Annotated in this window: 13 protein-coding genes and 1 pseudogene; 4 read left to right on the top strand and 10 right to left on the bottom strand. The window is 69.1% G+C overall.

The features are described from left to right. Window positions 1-38: 38 nt before the first annotated feature. The gene (locus tag KIP79_RS47680) at window positions 39-1,109 is read left to right on the top strand and encodes a lectin (protein ID WP_250214303.1); all 1,071 of its coding nucleotides are present in this window, start codon (window positions 39-41) and stop codon (window positions 1,107-1,109) included. Between the two features lie 76 nt (window positions 1,110-1,185). Here the strand turns inward: KIP79_RS47680 and KIP79_RS34330 are convergent, their stop codons facing one another. Genes KIP79_RS34330 through KIP79_RS34310 form a run of 5 tightly spaced genes read right to left on the bottom strand, consistent with a single transcriptional unit; the run spans window position 1,186 to window position 7,856 of the window. Further along, complete coding sequence (locus KIP79_RS34330) at window positions 1,186-3,003, bottom strand: RICIN domain-containing protein (RefSeq protein WP_214109141.1); 1,818 nt, start codon at window positions 3,001-3,003, stop codon at window positions 1,186-1,188. A gap of 40 nt (window positions 3,004-3,043) precedes the next feature. Further along, window positions 3,044-4,750: an amylo-alpha-1,6-glucosidase gene (locus tag KIP79_RS34325; RefSeq protein WP_214109140.1), complete on the bottom strand. Its 1,707-nt coding sequence runs from the start codon at window positions 4,748-4,750 to the stop codon at window positions 3,044-3,046. A 36-nt stretch (window positions 4,751-4,786) separates the two neighbouring features. Continuing rightward, window positions 4,787-5,605, bottom strand: a complete 819-nt coding sequence (locus tag KIP79_RS34320) for a carbohydrate ABC transporter permease (RefSeq protein WP_214109139.1) — start codon at window positions 5,603-5,605, stop codon at window positions 4,787-4,789. Then, the gene (locus tag KIP79_RS34315) at window positions 5,602-6,576 is read right to left on the bottom strand and encodes a carbohydrate ABC transporter permease (RefSeq protein WP_214109138.1); all 975 of its coding nucleotides are present in this window, start codon (window positions 6,574-6,576) and stop codon (window positions 5,602-5,604) included. Before KIP79_RS34315 ends, KIP79_RS34320 begins: the two co-directional genes overlap by 4 nt. 11 nt (window positions 6,577-6,587) lie before the next feature. Further along, a complete protein-coding gene (locus KIP79_RS34310) occupies window positions 6,588-7,856 on the bottom strand; it encodes a sugar ABC transporter substrate-binding protein (RefSeq protein ID WP_214109137.1) in 1,269 nt (422 codons plus the stop codon). A gap of 307 nt (window positions 7,857-8,163) precedes the next feature. Between KIP79_RS34310 and KIP79_RS34305 the strand changes: the two genes are divergently transcribed. Next, a complete protein-coding gene (locus KIP79_RS34305; protein ID WP_214109136.1) occupies window positions 8,164-9,189 on the top strand; it encodes a LacI family DNA-binding transcriptional regulator in 1,026 nt (341 codons plus the stop codon). Window positions 9,190-9,266: 77 nt separating this feature from the next. Here the strand turns inward: KIP79_RS34305 and KIP79_RS34300 are convergent, their stop codons facing one another. Then, on the bottom strand, window positions 9,267-9,464 hold the full coding sequence (locus tag KIP79_RS34300) for a tautomerase family protein (RefSeq protein WP_214109135.1): 198 nt from the start codon (window positions 9,462-9,464) through the stop codon (window positions 9,267-9,269). Between the two features lie 20 nt (window positions 9,465-9,484). Continuing rightward, on the bottom strand, window positions 9,485-11,143 hold the full coding sequence (locus KIP79_RS34295) for an MFS transporter (protein ID WP_214109134.1): 1,659 nt from the start codon (window positions 11,141-11,143) through the stop codon (window positions 9,485-9,487). A gap of 158 nt (window positions 11,144-11,301) precedes the next feature. Here KIP79_RS34295 and KIP79_RS34290 point away from each other — a divergent pair, with 158 nt between their 5' ends. Further along, window positions 11,302-12,090: a 2-keto-4-pentenoate hydratase gene (locus KIP79_RS34290; RefSeq protein WP_214109133.1), complete on the top strand. Its 789-nt coding sequence runs from the start codon at window positions 11,302-11,304 to the stop codon at window positions 12,088-12,090. Between the two features lie 35 nt (window positions 12,091-12,125). Here KIP79_RS34290 and lexA read toward each other — a convergent pair whose 3' ends face one another. After that, entirely contained in the window at window positions 12,126-12,794 is a 669-nt protein-coding gene (gene lexA, locus KIP79_RS34285) for a transcriptional repressor LexA (RefSeq protein ID WP_214109132.1), read from the bottom strand. 376 nt (window positions 12,795-13,170) lie between these two features. On the opposite strand from lexA, the gene KIP79_RS34280 reads away from it, so the two are divergent. Then, window positions 13,171-13,749, top strand: a complete 579-nt coding sequence (locus KIP79_RS34280) for a peptidoglycan-binding domain-containing protein (RefSeq protein WP_214109131.1) — start codon at window positions 13,171-13,173, stop codon at window positions 13,747-13,749. A gap of 77 nt (window positions 13,750-13,826) precedes the next feature. Here KIP79_RS34280 and KIP79_RS34275 read toward each other — a convergent pair whose 3' ends face one another. Both KIP79_RS34275 and KIP79_RS34270 read right to left on the bottom strand, forming a co-directional pair. After that, the gene (locus KIP79_RS34275) at window positions 13,827-16,163 is read right to left on the bottom strand and encodes a sigma-70 family RNA polymerase sigma factor (RefSeq protein WP_214109130.1); all 2,337 of its coding nucleotides are present in this window, start codon (window positions 16,161-16,163) and stop codon (window positions 13,827-13,829) included. Window positions 16,164-16,346: 183 nt separating this feature from the next. After that, window positions 16,347-16,448: pseudogene (locus tag KIP79_RS34270) on the bottom strand (VOC family protein); the annotation flags it as partial. Window positions 16,449-16,474 lie beyond the last annotated feature (26 nt).

The raw sequence follows: 16,474 nt of genomic DNA, 5'->3' as shown, positions 1-16,474 counted from the left end.
GCGCGTGGAAACCGTGGCTCGCCGCCGCACTCCTGGCCATGACCATGACCGCGATCAGCCTGGTGACCGGGGCGGGAACCGCCGCCGCCGAATCCAACGGCGGAGTACGCGTGATGCCGCTGGGCGACTCGATCACCGAAGGCACCCAGGTGCCGGGCGGCTACCGCATCGGCCTGTGGCAGCGTCTGGCCTCCGGCCGCTACACCGTCGACTTCGTCGGCTCACAGTTCAACGGACCGGGCGGCTTGGGCGACCACGACCACGAGGGCCATCCCGGCTGGCGCATCGACCAGATCGACGCCAACATCACCGGCTGGCTGCGTACCTACACCCCGCGCACCGTGCTGCTGCACATCGGCACCAACGATGTGCTGCAGAACTTCAACCTCTCCGGTGCGCCGAACCGGCTGTCGACGCTGATCGACCGCATCACCGCGACCGTGCCGAACGCGGACGTGTTCGTGGCGACGATCATCCCGCTCTCCAATTCGGGCCAGGAGTCGGCCGCCCGCACCTTCAACGCGGCGATCCCCGGCATCGTGCAGAGCAAGGTCAACAGCGGCAAGCGGGTCTACCTGGTGGACATGCACAGCAAGCTCACCACATCCGACCTGATCGATGGCATCCACCCCACCGCGGGCGGCTACGACAAGATGGCCGCCGCCTGGTACGCGGCGCTGCAGTCGGTGTCCGGGAGCATCGGCCAGCCCGGCGGCACCTCGTCCGCGGGCGCGATCCGCGGTGTGGCGTCGAACAGGTGCCTGGACGTCACCGGCGTCTCCCAGACCAACGGCGCCCAGCTACAGATCTGGGACTGCAACGGGCAGGCCAACCAGCAGTGGACCTCCACCGGTTCCAGTGAGCTGCGCGTCTACGGCAACAAGTGCCTGGACGTGAACGGCGGCGGCACCGCGGACGGCACGGCCGTCATCATCTGGGACTGCAACGGCCAGAACAACCAGAAGTGGCGCTTCAACTCCGACGGCAGCATCACCGCGGTCGGCGCGAACAAGTGCCTGGACATCTCCGGCTACGGCACCGCCAACGGCACCAAGGTCCAGATCTGGACCTGCCACGGCGGCACCAACCAGAAATGGACCCGAGTCTGACCAGAGGCCCCGCGACGGCGGATTCCTGGTGGAGTGACCAGGAATCCGCCGTCCGGCGTCGGTGGCTACGGGCGCGTCACCGGCCCCACAGCCGCCAGGTCTGGTTGAGCGGGCTGCCCTGGCCTGCGGGGTTGCAGGTCCACTGGTGGATCGGCGCGCGGGCGGCCGTGGAGATCGTGCTCACGTCCACGCACTTGCCGCTGTGCCGGGCCACGAGCTGGTAGTCGTGGGAGTCGTTGCCGCCGTAGGTGACCTTCCGCAGCGTGAACTGCTGGTTCAGCGACCCGCTGACGCAGGTCCACTGGATGACGGCCGCGCCGTCGGCGGTGGAGACGCCGTTGACGTCCAGGCACTTGCCCGAGTGCTGGTTGACGACGGTGTAGGTGTCGGCGACCCCGGCGACCGGGCGGAAGTTCCACAGCTGCTGGTCGCCGCCCTCGCAGTAGAACTGCTGCTGCTGGTTGCCGTCGGCGGTGCTCATGCCGGCGTTGTCCAGGCACTGCTGGGAGTGCTGGGCGACGGCGACGGTCTGGAAACCGCCGTCAGAAGGGGGCAGCAGCGTGACGGTGAAGGTGTCATCGACATTGCCGTGCGGCAGGTTGACCGTCGTGGCGTTGCCGGACAGGGTCACCACGGAGTTCTGAACGGTGATCGGGCCCTGGACCGCGCCGCCACCGTTGTACGGGATGCGCTGGGCGACCACCCGGACCTGGTTGTTCTGCACGATTCCGCTGGTGGTGTCGAGACGCTGCAGGTTGACCGCGATGTTGCCCGTCGTGCCGCCACCGCCGACCAGGACCTTCGCCACCCCGCTCGCCTTGGTGGCGAACGCGTCGTACGACCCGCTGGGGGTGACGGACGCGATCTGACCCGTCTGCGAGCCGTAGAAGCGGTAGACCCACCATTCGCCCTTCGGCAGGTGCTGCCCCGCCGAATTGCGGACGAGCAGGCTGGCCAGATCGTTGTGCAGGTTGCCGCCACCCGCCCAGTTGGCCCGCAGGCCGTCGGCGCCGGCCCGTTCCAGGCGGGCGATGTACCAGGAGCCGTCACCCGGGTTCTGCTCGTTGGGGTTCGCGTACTCGTTGATCTGGTACGGACGGGGATGGGCGATGCCGCGCGAGTTGAGGGTGGTGTTCGCCGTGGCCACGTTCGCTACCGGGTCGCCGGGCAGCGAGTGCCAGCTGACGATGTCGGGGACCACGTTGTTGGCCCTGACGTAGTCGAGGTACTGGGTCCACCAGCCGCTCGTGGACGGCACGCAGGCGCAGCTGGGTCCCACGATCAGGTGCGTCGGGAATTCGGCGCGGACGCGCTGGTAGGTGCGCCGCCACAGTTCGAAGTACTGGGACTGGGGCCGGTTCCAGAACAGCGTGATGTTGGGCTCGTTCCACAGGTCCCACTGGACCGGGGCGCCCGTCGCGCGCACGTCGTCGATCAGGCGGGTGAGGAAGTTGTCGTAGTCGGTCCAGTTGCCGTTGTCGCCGGGAAAGCGGGAGATCGGGTAGCCGTCGGCGCCCCACAGGTCGTGGACGAGCAGGATGAACTCGCCGCCCAGCGCCCGGGTGCGGAGCAACTGGGCGCGGGTCGAGTTCCACCGGCGGTCGTACCGGCCCGACACCCAGCCACCCGGGGAGTCGAGTTGCGCGCCGCCGGCGCGCATGTACCGGAACTTCACGTCCCGGAAGAAGTGGTCCGCGGGCCCCGACGCGTTCTCGGTCATGCCGTAGATCCAGCCGGAGGCCCGGTAGGTCGGGGAGCCGCCTGCCGTGGCGAAGTTGACGGTGATGGACTCGTCGGCGGCCTGGGCCGGCACCGAGGCGGTGACGACGGAGGCGGCGACGAGCGCGCCGATGGAGAGCAGGGCGGCCAGGCGTCTGCTGGGCGGGGTGTGCATTGATGACTCCTTGGACGGACGGGTGTGGGATGTGACCCGGTCAGGTTCCGTACGTATGGGCGGCAGCCAGGATGAGATAGGCGCTGGCCGTCCAGGTGTAGGCACGGTCGCGGAGCCCCGTTCCGGTGCGGGCGTCGAAGTTCTCCGCGAACCCCGACTTCTCGCACAGGGCGCGGAAGCGTGCGCTGATCTCGTCGGCGAGGCCGGTGTAGCCGGTCCGGCGGAGACCGTCCTCGATGAGGACCGTCGAGGGGGCCCAGATCGGGCCGCGCCAGTAGCCGTCGTCCTGGTAGTGCGGCGAGGTGGGCAGTTCGGTGGCGAGTCCGTACTCGGTCAGGTGGGTCTTGATCTTGGCGGCCAGGGTGGCGTGGACCGGTTGGGGCAGCTCCTCCCCCAGCACGATCGGCATCAGGTCGAGCAGACTGGAGCTGGACCAGACCTGGTCAGAACGCGCGCTTCTCGCGACGAAATGGTCGCCCCGCCACAGTTCGGCGAGCATCGCCTCGCGCATCCGGTCGGCCGCCTGCGACCAGCGGGCCACCTCGTCGGTCAGGCCGAGTCCGGTGGCCAGGCGGGCGAGCGCACGCATCTGGATGATCAGGAACGCCGCCAGGTCGGCTGTCTCGACGACACGTTCCGCCGTGAAGGTGGTCGCGTTGTCCCACCCGCTGTCGTTGCCGTGCTGGTAGTGCGCGAGCTCATGGCCGGGGACCCGGCGGGCGGCCAGCCAGAAGGTGGTCCACCGCTCCAGCAGGCGATAGGTCTCGGCCACTTCGTCCCGTGGCACCAGGGGCAGACGCCGCAGAACCCAGCCGTGGATGGGCGGCTTGACGAAGTTATACAGGATCTCGGAGTGGGTGATGGAGTCGGGCAGCGCGCCGGCGGCGTCCTGGTGGTCGAAGGGCAGCCGGAACTGGTCCCAGGCCAGCGCGGGGAGCCCTTCGGCGAGGGCGATCGCGTTGAAGCAGTGGTCCCAGCTCCACACCTTGTCCATCCAGTGCTTGGACATCAGCACCGCCGTACGGGTGACGAAACCCGTGGCGCGTACCGTGGCCGACCAGAGCACGTAGACGGCCAGTTCGGCGGCGGGCGCCCGGTCGTCCCGCCAGGGCGCCACCGCATCGCAGAACTCGTCGAAGTCGCGCCGGGCCGCCGTGACCACCTGCTCGAATCCCCGCTCGCTCGCGTAGGGGGCGCGGGCGGTCTCGTACTCCTCGATGGCGATTTCCCACGCCTCGCCGTCGCCGGTCACCACGACGCCCCGCTCGGTGGTGCCGAGCACCTGCGCCCCCAGGTGTTCGGCGATCCGCCCGTGCAGGAGGGTGACGCGGTAGCGGCGTCCGGTCTGGTAGACGGTGAAGACGGAGGACCCGTCGCGGGGGTCCTGGAAGAAGTACGGTCCGCTGAACGGCGTCAGGACCGGATCGGCGGCCAGCAGCCGCAGGCCGACTCCCCGGCCGCGCACCCGCACGGTGTCCGTGCTCTCGTATGCGAGATCGATCCGCCCGGAGCCGCAACTCCAGGTGAGCTGGTGTGGTGTGGCGGTGACGGCGCTGTCGACGGGCGCGGTCCCGGCCACGGGGGTCAGTCGCAGGATCGGGTGCATGCCGGTCTGGTGCGAGACCAGGTGGACATCCTGGGCGTAGGTGTTCTCCCCGATGACCGGGGAGAAGCCGAACCAGGACCCGCGGAAACTGAACGGGATTTCCCGCACGGAGAACACCGGGCCGGTGGCGGCGACGGTCATGAAGGGATGGTCCTTTCGGTCGGGAGGAGAGCCCGGTCAGTCCTTGACGGCGCCCGCGGTGACACCCGCGGTCACATAGCGCTGCGCGATGACGAGCAGCACGGTGGCCGGTATCGAGGCGACCACCGCGGTGGCCATGATCGCGTTCCACTGCTGGTTGTTGTTGCCGATGTAGTGGTAGATGCCGAGGGTGATCGGCTGATGATCGCCTCCGCTGTCCAGCGTGCTGGCGAAGATGAAGTCCGACCACGCCCAGAGGAACGCGAACAGCGACACGGTGATGATCGCGTTTCGGCTGACCGGCATGATGATCGACCAGAAGGTCCGCAGGGCTCCGGCACCGTCCACCCGGGCGGCGTGCAGGAGTTCCTGGGGAATGCCGGACATGAACGCGGTCAGGATGAGCACCGCGAAGGGGACCGCGAGGGTGGAGTCGGCCACGATCAGCCCGGGGAGCGTGTTGAGCACGCCGAGGTTGAGGTACATGGCGTAGAACCCCATCGCCATGATGATTCCGGGGATCATCTGGGCGATCAGCAGCAGGAAACTCAGCGCCCCGCCGCCGCGCGGGCGCAGCTTGGCCAGCGAGTACGCGGCCGGTGCGGCGACCGCCAGGGTCAGGGCCACGGTGCCCAGCCCGACGACCAGGCTGGCGCCCAGATAGGGAAGCTGCTGGTCGAGGACCGCGCGGTAACCCTCCAGCGTGCCGTCCACGGGAAACCAGGACGGCGGGCTCTTGCGCATGTCCCGGTCCCGGGTGAACGACACGTTGATCATCCAGTAGACCGGGAACAGCATCACGCCGGTCAGCGCCATCCCGATCAGGGTCTTCCACCAGCGGCGCGGGGCGGTCATGCGAGGGCCTGCCTTCGCTGGACGCGGATGTAGAGCAGTCCGAACACGAGCGCCGTCACGATCAGCAGGTTGCCGACCGCGGCCCCCGGACCGAAGGAGGGCACCAGGTTCCCGAACCCCAGCCGGTAGGACCAGGTGGCGAAGGTGGTGGAGGCGCCGCTCGGCCCTCCCCTGGTCATGATCCAGATGATGTCGAACACCTTCAGCGTGTAGACCAGCCCGAGCAGCAGCGTGATCGCCGAGACCGGGCGGAGTAGGGGAAAGGTGACGCTCCAGAACCGTTGCCAGCCTGAGGCGCCGTCCAGCGCGGCCGCCTCGTAGACGGCCGGGCTGATCGCCTGGAGTCCGGAGTAGAGGACCACCAGATTGAACGGGACGCCGATCCAGATGTTGGCCACTGTCACCGACCACAGCGCCCAATCAGGAGAGGTCAGCCAGTTGACCGGGTCGACTCCGACCATGCCGAGCACCGCGTTGACCACGCCGGAGTCGCTGTTGAGCATCCACGCCCAGGTCGAGGACGACACGATCAGCGGCAGCAGCCACGGCACCAGGAACAGCGCGCGCAACGTCGCCGACAGGCGGAAGTTCCTGACGAAGAACAGGGCCAGCGCGAGCCCGATGCCGAACTGGAAGACCAGCGACACCACCGTAAAAACCACCGTGTGCCACAGGGCGGGTCCGAAGGTGGCGTCGTTGATGACCTTGGCGTAGTTGTCGAACCCGATGAAGGGCGCGTCACCCTGGACGAACGAGCGAACCGTGTAGTCGCGCAGGCTCAACTCGAGATTGCGGTAGAGGGGATAGGCGTAGAAGACCACCAGGTAGACGACGATCGGCAGCAGAAAAGCCCACGCCGTCAACTGCTCGGCCCGTGGCCGCCACACCTTCCGGTGGCCCCGCCCGGTCGGGACGGAACCACCGATGGCGGGCGCCGGGCGCCGGTTGGGCGCCTGGGCGATTCGACTCATGGCGAGGCCGCCTACTGGATCGCGGTCTGCGCATCGGTCATCGCCTGCTGCGGGCTCTTGGCCCCGCTCAGCGCCGCCTGCACCGCACCCCACATCGGCTCGGAGATCTTCGGATACTTGGTGCCGAGGTCGTCGCTGGTACGGCCCTTGGCCGCCTTGACCGCCGCGACCCAGACCTCGAGCTCGGGGTTCTCGGTGATCTGCCGGGCCTGGACCTGCTCGGTGGGCGCGATGTACGACAGCGTCGACACCGTGGTGAACGAGTTGTCGGTGCTGGTCAGGCAGGTGACCAGCCGCTGGGAGGTGGCGTAGCGCGCGGCGTCCTGCTGCACGGGGATGCTGACGAACTCGCCGCCCGTGGGCGCCGCCGCGGTGCCGCCGGCCTTGCCGGGGATCGGGATGATGCCGTACTCGAAACCGGCCTGCTTGGCGTTGGCCAGCTGCCAGGTGCCGTTCTCGGCGAAGGCGTAGTCCCCGCTCGCGAACTCCTGCCAGCTGGTGGTCTGCGTGTTGTTGATGACCGAGTTCGGGGCGTACCCCTTCTTCAGCCAGTCGGTCCACAGCGTCACCGCCGACACGCCCTCCGCGGAGTCGAGCTTGGTGAGCTGCGCGCCCGACCCCCAGAACCAGGGCAGGAACTGGAAGCTGCCCTCCTCGGTGCCGATGGCGGAGAAAGTGATGCCCTTCTCGCCCGCCGCCTTGACCTTCTCCAGGGCGGCGGTCAGCGACACCCAGTCCTTGACCGAGGCGATGTCCACCCCGGCCTCGTCCAGCACCGCCTTGTTGTAGTAGAGGGCCAGGGTGTTGGCGCCGATCGGGACGCCGTAGGTCTTGCCCCCGCTCTGCCCGGCCGCGATCAGGTTCGGCGAGATCGCCGAGATGTCGAGCTTGTTCTCCTCGGTGGTGGTGAGGACCCCGGCCTCGGCGAGCGTCGAGATCACCGGGTTGTCGATGACGATCACGTCGGGCGCGTTGCCCTGCTGGGCGGCGAGCAGTGCCTTGTTGGTCAGGTCACTGGTGTCGAAGGCGGTGCGCTCGACCGTCACCCCGGCCTGGGAGCCGCAGCTTTCCAGCAGCTTCACCCATTCGGAGGTCTTGTCGTACTGAGGATAGGGGTCCCAGATGGTGTAGGTCCCGCCTGCCGACGGCTGGCCGGTGGCGGCGGTGCCGTTCTCGGGCGTTGTGGTCGAACACCCGGCCAGGCAGCCCGCGGCGGCCACGACCGCCAGGCCGACGCCGAGCGTGCGCCGGCTCCATCCCGATGATCTCGCTGCTGTCACGGCTCCAGCCGTCCTCTCGGGGTCAGATGACGTGGGTCGCGGTGTGGGTGAGCTCGTTGTTCGCACGGTTCCGGCCTCCGTTGGCCGGCGTTACACGCCTGTTTCCACTCGATGTCGAATCGATTCCTCGAATCGGTTCGACCGAAGATACGTCGCCGCATCGGCCGCGTCAACGGTGCTGCGCAGACATCGCCGATAAGCCTGGTATTTCTGGACCTGATCACCTGGTCGGCATCCGACTCTGCGTCCTGAACCGATTCGACCTACTATGGGGAATCGTCGGGACCGAGCCAGCCGAGGAGTGCCGGTGAACATCGGGGAGATCGCCAAGCGGTCGGGCGTGTCGCGCAGCACGGTGTCGTACACGCTGAGCGGCAAGCGGCCGGTGGCGGAGGAGACCCGGCGGCGCATCCAGGCGGTGATCGACGAGCTCGGCTACCGTCCCAACGCCGCGGCACGGGCGCTCAAGGAGGGCAGGACGCGGACGATCGGCCTGGTCATCCCCCCGGCCAGCCAGCGCCTGACCGACGTGCAGCTGGGCTTCGTGGCCAGCGTCGTGGACGCGGCCGCGCGCGCCGATCTGGACGTGTTGCTCTCACCGTCCGGCGGCGAGCACGACCGCTCGTTCGAGCGGGTCGTGACCGGCAGCCGCGTGGACGGAGTGGTCCTCATGGAGATCCGGCTGGAGGACGACCGGGTAACCCGCCTGCGGCAGAGTGGCCTGCCGTTCGTCGGCATCGGCCACACCAGCCACCCCGAGGAGATGACCTGGGTGGACATCGACTACGAGACGCTGATCGCCCGCTGCGTGCACCACCTCGCCGACCTCGGCCATCGGCAGATCGCCCTGGTCAACCGCTCGGCCGAGCTGGTCGCCGCCGGGTACGGCCCCAGCCATCGGGCCCAGCTCGGCTTCACCCGCGCCGTCGGCGAGCGCGGCCTGACGGGCGTGCAGGTCTGCTGCGCCGACGACGCCCAGGCGGGGACCTCCTGCGTCGAACGGCTGCTGGCCGCGCACCCCGAGCTCACCGCCATCGCCACCGTCAACGAAGCGGCCATCCCCGGGATGTACCGCGCGCTGACCCACGGGCACCTGACCGTGCCGGGCGACTTCTCGATCACCGGAGTCGCCGCCCGGCGCTGGGCCGAGAACCTGCACCCGCCGCTCACCGCGGCCGACATCCTGGCCGACGAACTGGGTGCGCATGCAGTCGAACTGCTCATCCAGCGCATCGCCGACCCCGGTCTCCCGCATCGCCGGCTGCTCGTCGCGCCGCCGATCTCGCTGCGCGACACGACGGGGCCGGCGCGGCCCCGCGCCCGCCACGGCTGACCCGCCAACGGCCTCGTTCGCCCGCGCGGGACCAGGTGTGAGAGGGGGACGGGCGACCCGTCCCCCCACTCGATTTCCTAGGAGCGCGCCCTGCGCTCCGCGATGGTCTCGCCGTCCGCGGCCCAGTGGGTCGGCGGCAGCTCACGCACCAGGATCCGCACCGACTCGGACGGGACCCCGAGGCTGCGCACCACCGCGTCGTGGACGGCCGCGATCATCTCGCGCAGTTCGGACTCGGTACGGCCGGTCAGCAGTGAGACATCGATGATCGGCATGATGCCCTTCCCTTTCTGGGTCAGCTGTCCTGGCGTACGACGGATTCCTCGGCCGTGTCACCCTCCAGGCGCACCTCGGCGAGGTCCACGCCCTTGGTCTCCGGCAGGGTGAACACCAGGATCACCAGGCCCAGCGCCAGGGCGCCGACCGGGTACCACAGAGCGGTGGTGGTGCTGCCCACCTCGGCCCCGATCGCGACCATCGTCGCCGGCAGCAGCCCGCCGAACATGCCGACGCCGAGCTGGTAGGGGATCGAGAGCGCGGTGGCCCGGACGCGGGTCGGGAACACCTCGGCCATCGCCGTCGCGGCCGGTCCCTGGGCCATCTGCGCGAACGCGACCAGTGCGAGGAGCAGCAGCGCGACGGTGAGGACGGGCCCGGTGAAGAAGTCCCCGACACTGGTGATCTTGATCGTGCCGTCCGATCCGTCGACCGGGTACCCGGTCGTCCTGAGCGCCGCCAGCAGTTCGTCGGTCAGCTGCGGACCACCGGAGACCTGGGTGTCGTTCACGAGGACCTTGGTGGGGCCGGTGCTGTCCTGCCGCTCGAAGGTGACCGAGTTGGCCTGGAGCACGTTCCGCGCCCGGTCACAGTCGGAGGTGAATTTGGCGGTGCCCGCGGGGTTGAACTGGAAGGAACACTCGGCCGGGTCGGCCTGGATGGTGACCGACACGCTCTCCTGCGCCCGGGCGAGATCCGGGTTCGTGGTCGAGACGATGCCACCGGTGACCGGGAACGCGAGCAGCGCGGCCAGGCCCAGCCCCGCGAACAGCACCGGCCGGCGCCCGATCCGGTCGGACACCCAGCAGGCGAGCACGCACAGGAAGAACCCGATCAGCATGACCACCATGAAGATCGCGTTGACCGTGAACGAGTCGGCCTTGAGGTAGGTCTTCATCGTGGTCAGCATGTACACGGTGGACAGGTAGCCGATGAACGACTGCGTCGCGGCCATCACGAACACGATCGCGATCATGCGCACCCGGGCCCGCGAGCCGAACGCCTCGCGCAGCGGCGCCTTGGCCTGGGTGCCGCCCTCCTTCATCCGCAGGAACAGCGGGCTCTCGTTCAGCTTGCTGCGGATCCACACCGAGAGCGCGAGCGGCAGGACGGAGATGAGGAACGGCACCCGCCAGCCCCACTCCTCGAAGGCGTCCGCGCCCACGATGGCCTGCACCAGCAGTTGCACGCCCAGCGACAGGCTGAAGGCGAGCGCCGTGGTGCCGGTCAGCCAGCCGACGAAGAACGCGCGTTGCCGCGAGGGGGCGTACTCGGAGACGTAGGTGACCGCGGCGCCGAACTCTCCGCTGACCGCCAGGCCCTGCAGGATGCGGCAGGTCACCAGCAGGATCGGGGACAGGATGCCGATCTGGTCCGCGGTGGGCAGCAGCCCGACGGCAACCGTCGAGAGGCCCATCAGCACCAGCGTCATCATGAACACGATCTTGCGGCCGACCAGGTCGGTGATCCGTGCGAACACCAGCGCGCCGATCGGGCGGACGACGAATCCGGCGGCGAAGGTCAGCAGTGCGAACACGGTCTGCGCCGCCGAGCCGTAGCCGCTGAAGAACTTGCTGCCGATCACGGGGACGAGTGCGCCGTAGAGGAAGAAGTCGTACCACTCGAACGCCGTACCGACGGCCGACGCGCCGACGACCCTGAGTTCCTGTTTGTTCATCGCCGGTTTCCTCCAGCTTGGAATGCTTCCCGCCTCGGGGGGATGATGGCGGGTGGGAGTGACCGTAGGACCGTCGGGGGCGGAAGCAACTACCCGATTTCCGGTATATGGGAATGCCAGGTGGAAGCCGTGCCCGCCGCCGTCCATGGTTGGCCACCATGACGGCGAACACATGGACGGTCGATCGGGCCGTCGAGGCCCTGCGCGCGGCGGAGTCGACCCGTACCGCGCGCCACCCCATCACCGAGGACTGGCCCGAACTCGACCTCGGCACCGCCTACCAGGTGCAGTCCGAGCTGGTGACCAACCGGGTCGCCGGCGGCGAGAGGATCGTCGGTGTCAAGCTCGGCCTCACCTCGCAAGCCAAGCAGCGGCGGATGGGCGTGGCCGCGCCGCTGACCGGCTGGCTCACCGACGGCATGGTGCTCGACGCCGGCGCGCCCGTTCCGGTCGAGCGGCTCATCCACCCGCGGGTGGAGCCCGAGATCGTCTTCACGCTCGGGCGGCGACTGGAGGGCCCCGGGGTCACCCCGGCCTCGGCCATGGCCGCGGTGCGGAGCGTGTCCGCGGGCCTCGAAGTGATCGACAGCCGCTACCGCGACTTCCGGTTCACCCTCGCCGACGTGGTCGCCGACAACGCGTCGTCGGCCCGGTTCGTGGTGGGTGACGTGGAAGTGGACCCCGCCGGCCTGGACCTCGCGCTTGAGGCGTGCGCGCTGAGCGTAGGGGGCACGGTGGTGGACACCGCGACGGGCGCGGCCGTACAGGGCCACCCGGCGCGGGCGCTCGCACTCGCCGCGAACTCCCTCGCCGAGCGGGGGCTGGCCCTGGAGGAGGGCTGGATCGTCCTCACCGGCGGAATGACCGACGCCGTCCCCCTGGAACCGGGCCGCCCGATCACCGCCGAGTTCACCCACCTGGGCACACTCACGGTGCACTGCGACTGACCGCTTCGCACAGCGGGGCGACGCCGGACGGGTCCTCACACGTTGCGCAGGACCGACACCACGATGCCCAGCACCACGGCGCCGTCACCGTCGATGTCGTCGTAGGCGGGGTTGCGTGGTTCGAGAACGACATGCTCGCCGCGTCGGCGGTACACCTTGACGGTCGCCTCGCCGTCGATCATCGCGGCGACGATCTGCCCCGAGTACGCCTCGGGCTGCTGCCGGACCACGACGATGTCGCCGTCGCAGATCGCCGCGTCGATCATCGAATCGCCCCGCACCCGCAGGCCGAACACGGTGCCCCGGCCGGTGAGGTCGCGGGGCAGGGTCAGCGTGTCGTCCGCGTACTGCTCGGCCAGGATGGGCGTGCCCGCGGCGATGTCACCGACCACGGGCACGCTCACCAGGTCGACGGCAGGTTGCGGCGCCGAGGCGCCCAGGAACAGCCGCACGTCGATCGGCCTGGTCATCGCCGTACCCCGGCGGAGAAAGCCCTGCTCTTCCAGGATTTTGAGGTGTTTCGACACCGACGAGGGCGAGCGCAGCCCGACCGCGTGGCCGATCTCGCGGGTACTCGGCGGGTATCCGTACCTGACCACCCAGTCCCGGATCGTGGCCAGGATCCGCCGCCGGCGCTCCGACAAGGCTGAGGAGTCCAGGTATTCGAGCATGTCAGGATCGTCGTAGGCGGTCACCTGCGACATGCTAAAGCCCAGCACTCACCACGCAGCCATCGAGCCGAGGAAGCGCTCCGTGTCGCGCTCTCCCTCCGGGACTCAACACGGTTTTCGCGCAGCTCAGCTGAATTTCAAATGACAAGGTCCATGAATTCGGATCTTGTCCGGAAATTGTTTCAAGATTTTTTCGCTCCGAGGGGGAGATTCGGGGTCCGTCTCGCACCTGTTGGCGAGTGGCGCCGGGGATGGGCGCCGTGGTCGAGTCGGAGGCCTCGCCATGCGGGTGTTAGGGGTGTTCATCTGGATAGCGGGAATCGCGATCCTTTGTGCTTTTCTCATCGGTTCGGGGAACGTCACTCTGCCGCCGGTTGACGGTGGGCTGAGCGACTGCCCGGAGCTGCGAATGGGCGACGTCGACCCGATCGACGGCAAGGACTGCGTGCGTCTGCTTCAGCGGGCACTGCGGGACAACGGCTTTCCGGGGCAGCGGTTGAACGGCCGGTTCGGCCCGCAGACCCACGCGAACGTCAAGGCCTACCAGGGGGACCACGGGCTGCTGCGGGATGGCAAGGTCGGCCGGCAGACCCGTGCGGCGCTGACCGGCGGTGCTACGCCCACGATCTCCATGCGGCTCGACCTGGGGCTGCCGGTCTGCGCGGACGGCGTCTGCGTCTTTTCCATGCGTCGAGGTCTCACGCGTCAGGTGGGGGGCCGCCTGGCGGCGAATCCGCGGCTGGTCAACGAGATGGTCACCAGTCTGCTCGCCTATGGGGTGTGCGGCGCGGCCAGGATCAAGGCAGTGATCGCCAGGATCGGGTGCGAGCAGGTGGTGGGAAAGGTCATCGGCGACTTCGCCGACGCGCTTGAGACAGCCGCCGCGCGGAACGCCTGTGTGCGGATCTCCGCTGGCCTGCGCGCCGACGGCACAAGCCTGCGGTTCCTCAGATTCACGCCCGACTCCTCCGCACGATGCCAGAACTGAGGGCATGCCCCGGCGAGTACGCCGGGGTCCGCCCGTACGTGGCGGACCCCGGCACTTCCGCGAAGGACGGCGGTGGCTCAGTGGAGCCGTGGATAGTAGCGGGGTACCACGATGCGGGCCTCCTCACAGCCGCTGGCGGAGGCTACGAACGTATCGGGGGACGATGGTGTGTCGATCGAGGCGTTGCCGTTCTGGTCTGCGGTCACCGTTCTGATGGTGGACTTCGTGCCGTCGCCCGCGATGCCGCTGAACGTCACCGCCGCGCCCGCCGGGAAGCCCGTGGCGGACAGGACGCTTATCGTCTCGTCGTAGGCGGCGAACAGACCCGACGCGGGATGTCTGACCGTGCGGGTTGTCAAGGTCAGGGTGGGCCTGCAGGCGGGGGGATGCACGGTGACCCGCGCCTGCGCGGAGAAGCCCGCTCCCGTCGCGGTGATCGTGTAGGTGCCGGGGGCGGTGAGCGGGGGCGAGTCGACTCGGAAGCTTTCGGAACAGCAGTCGGTGGCAACTGTTCTGCTCTGGTCGCCGGGACTGAACGTGAGTGTGATCGTCGTGCTGGGCGGGAAACCCGTACCGGTGACCGTCACGGTCTCGCCTGGCGCGATCCCATCTGGCGGCGCCGTCAGTGCCGGTACCAAGACGGTGACGGTCCCTTTCGCGACGGTGCCTGACTGCCGCCCTCTGGCGGTGACGTCGTACTTCTTCGCGGCGGCCTCCTGCCCCACCGCGAGACGGATCGTGCCGCTTCCGGCCGAGTCCGTCCGTCCCGTGGGCGTGTCCGTTGAGGGAGCGCCTTCGATGACGATGTCCTCGCTCGCCCCGAACCCGGCCAGAGTGACGTCGTATGACTGGCCCCGGCCGAGGAGGGGCGCCGAGAACGAGATCGTGCCAACGGTCGGCGTCTTTCCGGCGGGTGTGGCCACGACGGCGACGGTTCCCGTCGCGGTGGTGCCCGTACCTCGCCCCTTGGCGGTGACTGTGTAGTTCTTTGCCTGGACGTCCGATCCGACGGTGAGATGGGCGACGGCCCTGCCCGACCGGTCGGCTGTCACGTCGGGAGCCGTGGCGCGGGAGGGGTCACCAGATATGCCGATTTTTTCACCCGCGCCGAACCCGTCCATCGTGATGTCGTACTGCTGGCCCAGCTGGAGAAGTTTCCCGGAGAAGGTCAGTCGCCCCGGCCCCGGCTGTGGCGGGTTGGGCTCCTGCCCGGGGTCTCCCGGCTGGGTGGGGTCGCTCGGCGGCACGGATTCGCTGGGCACGTCGCTCGGTCGCCCCGGATCGCCCGGCTGGGTGGGGTCGGCCGCCGTGCCGCCGCTGGGCGGGGCATCCGCATCCGGGGCGAGGGGCGTCTCGTTCGCCGCTGCCGACGGGCTGGGGGGCGGCGCCGTCCCCATCCACGCCAGCACGCCGCCGATGAGAAGCACCACGATGGCGGCCGCGGCCAGTCCGGCGCCCAGCGACCGGTTCGTCCGTCTGGCGCGCGGCCGGGGCCGGCGCCCGCGCGGTGCGCGTGGGGGTGCCTCCCTCTGACCGTGCTCGTGCCATGGGAACCGGTTCGGCGCCGTTTGCTGATCGCCCTGCCGAAGCGGGTCTTCGGCCGAGACCCGCGCGAACAGTTCCCGCATCCGCTCGGACAACGCCGGGAGAAACAGCACCGGAATGAGCCCGGGCAGGTACGGCCGGACCACACGGCGGCGTCCGTCCGAGCAGGCCGCGCAGTCCCGCACATGCTGGGAGACCTGCTGCCGCAGCAGGGCGGGAAAGGTTTTCCCGGTCCACAGGCCGTGCTCCAGGCTCCACGCCCGGATGACCTGCAGGAGTCCCTGGCAGGTCGCCGCGGCCTGGCCGTACCGCCACTGGAACTGGGTGTAGTCCGCGAGCAGGAAACAGCCGAACCCGTCGGTCATCAGCTTCCTGACCTCGCTGTTCAGCCGGTTGGCTTCAGCGGGGGCGACGTCCAGGGCGTTGGCGAGCGCCTGCCCCCGCAGTTCCTCCCGCACCGTCAGCCAGTAGATTCGCCGCTGCCGTTCGGTGAGACCCGACGCCACGATGTCCAGCAGGCGCAGCACCTCCGCCCGTCGCCGGGCCTCGCTGGCCTGGTCGTCGGCCGCGCCGATCCATTCGGGGACCGTGTCCGCCTCCTCGGGCAGTTCGATCACGGTCACCCGCCGGTCGCGGTAGGTCTCCCGCACCTTGTTCCGCGCGACCCCGTAGAGCCACGGCCCGAGCTTGCCCGGCTCCGGCCCGCCGTTACGCGCCAGGGCGTCCATCAGGACCAGAAACGACTCCTGCGCCGCGTCCTGCGCCCGCTCCGGATCGAGGTGAGCCAGGCACACCGCCAGAACCCGTTTTCCGTACCGCGCGTAAATCCGTTCGTGCGCGTCTCGCCGCGTTTTTGTGGATCTCGCCATTTCCACAAGCTCGGCGTCCGAATAATCCCCCTGCGCCGCCATCCAATCCACCCTCCCTGGATTGTCAACGCGCGTCTGCACCAATGAGTGCCGATCCCCGGGCCCACCCGAATCCCCCTGCCGCCAGCATGACGCCCGAACTCGATTTCGTCGATGGCGGTTCCCGGAAATTAACGCACGTGGTCAGAGGGGCTGGAGCCGGGTGCGCAGGAGGCAGAATTCGTTGCCTTCCGGGTCGGTCAGGACGTGCCAGTTCTCGGCGCCGGTCTGGCCGACGTCGGCGCGGCATGCCATGCCCGTCAGTGTACGTA

The sequence above is a fragment of the Acrocarpospora catenulata genome, from assembly GCF_018476525.1.
Lineage (GTDB): Bacteria > Actinomycetota > Actinomycetes > Streptosporangiales > Streptosporangiaceae > Acrocarpospora > Acrocarpospora catenulata.
This window is presented reverse-complemented; position numbering and strand designations above follow the sequence as displayed.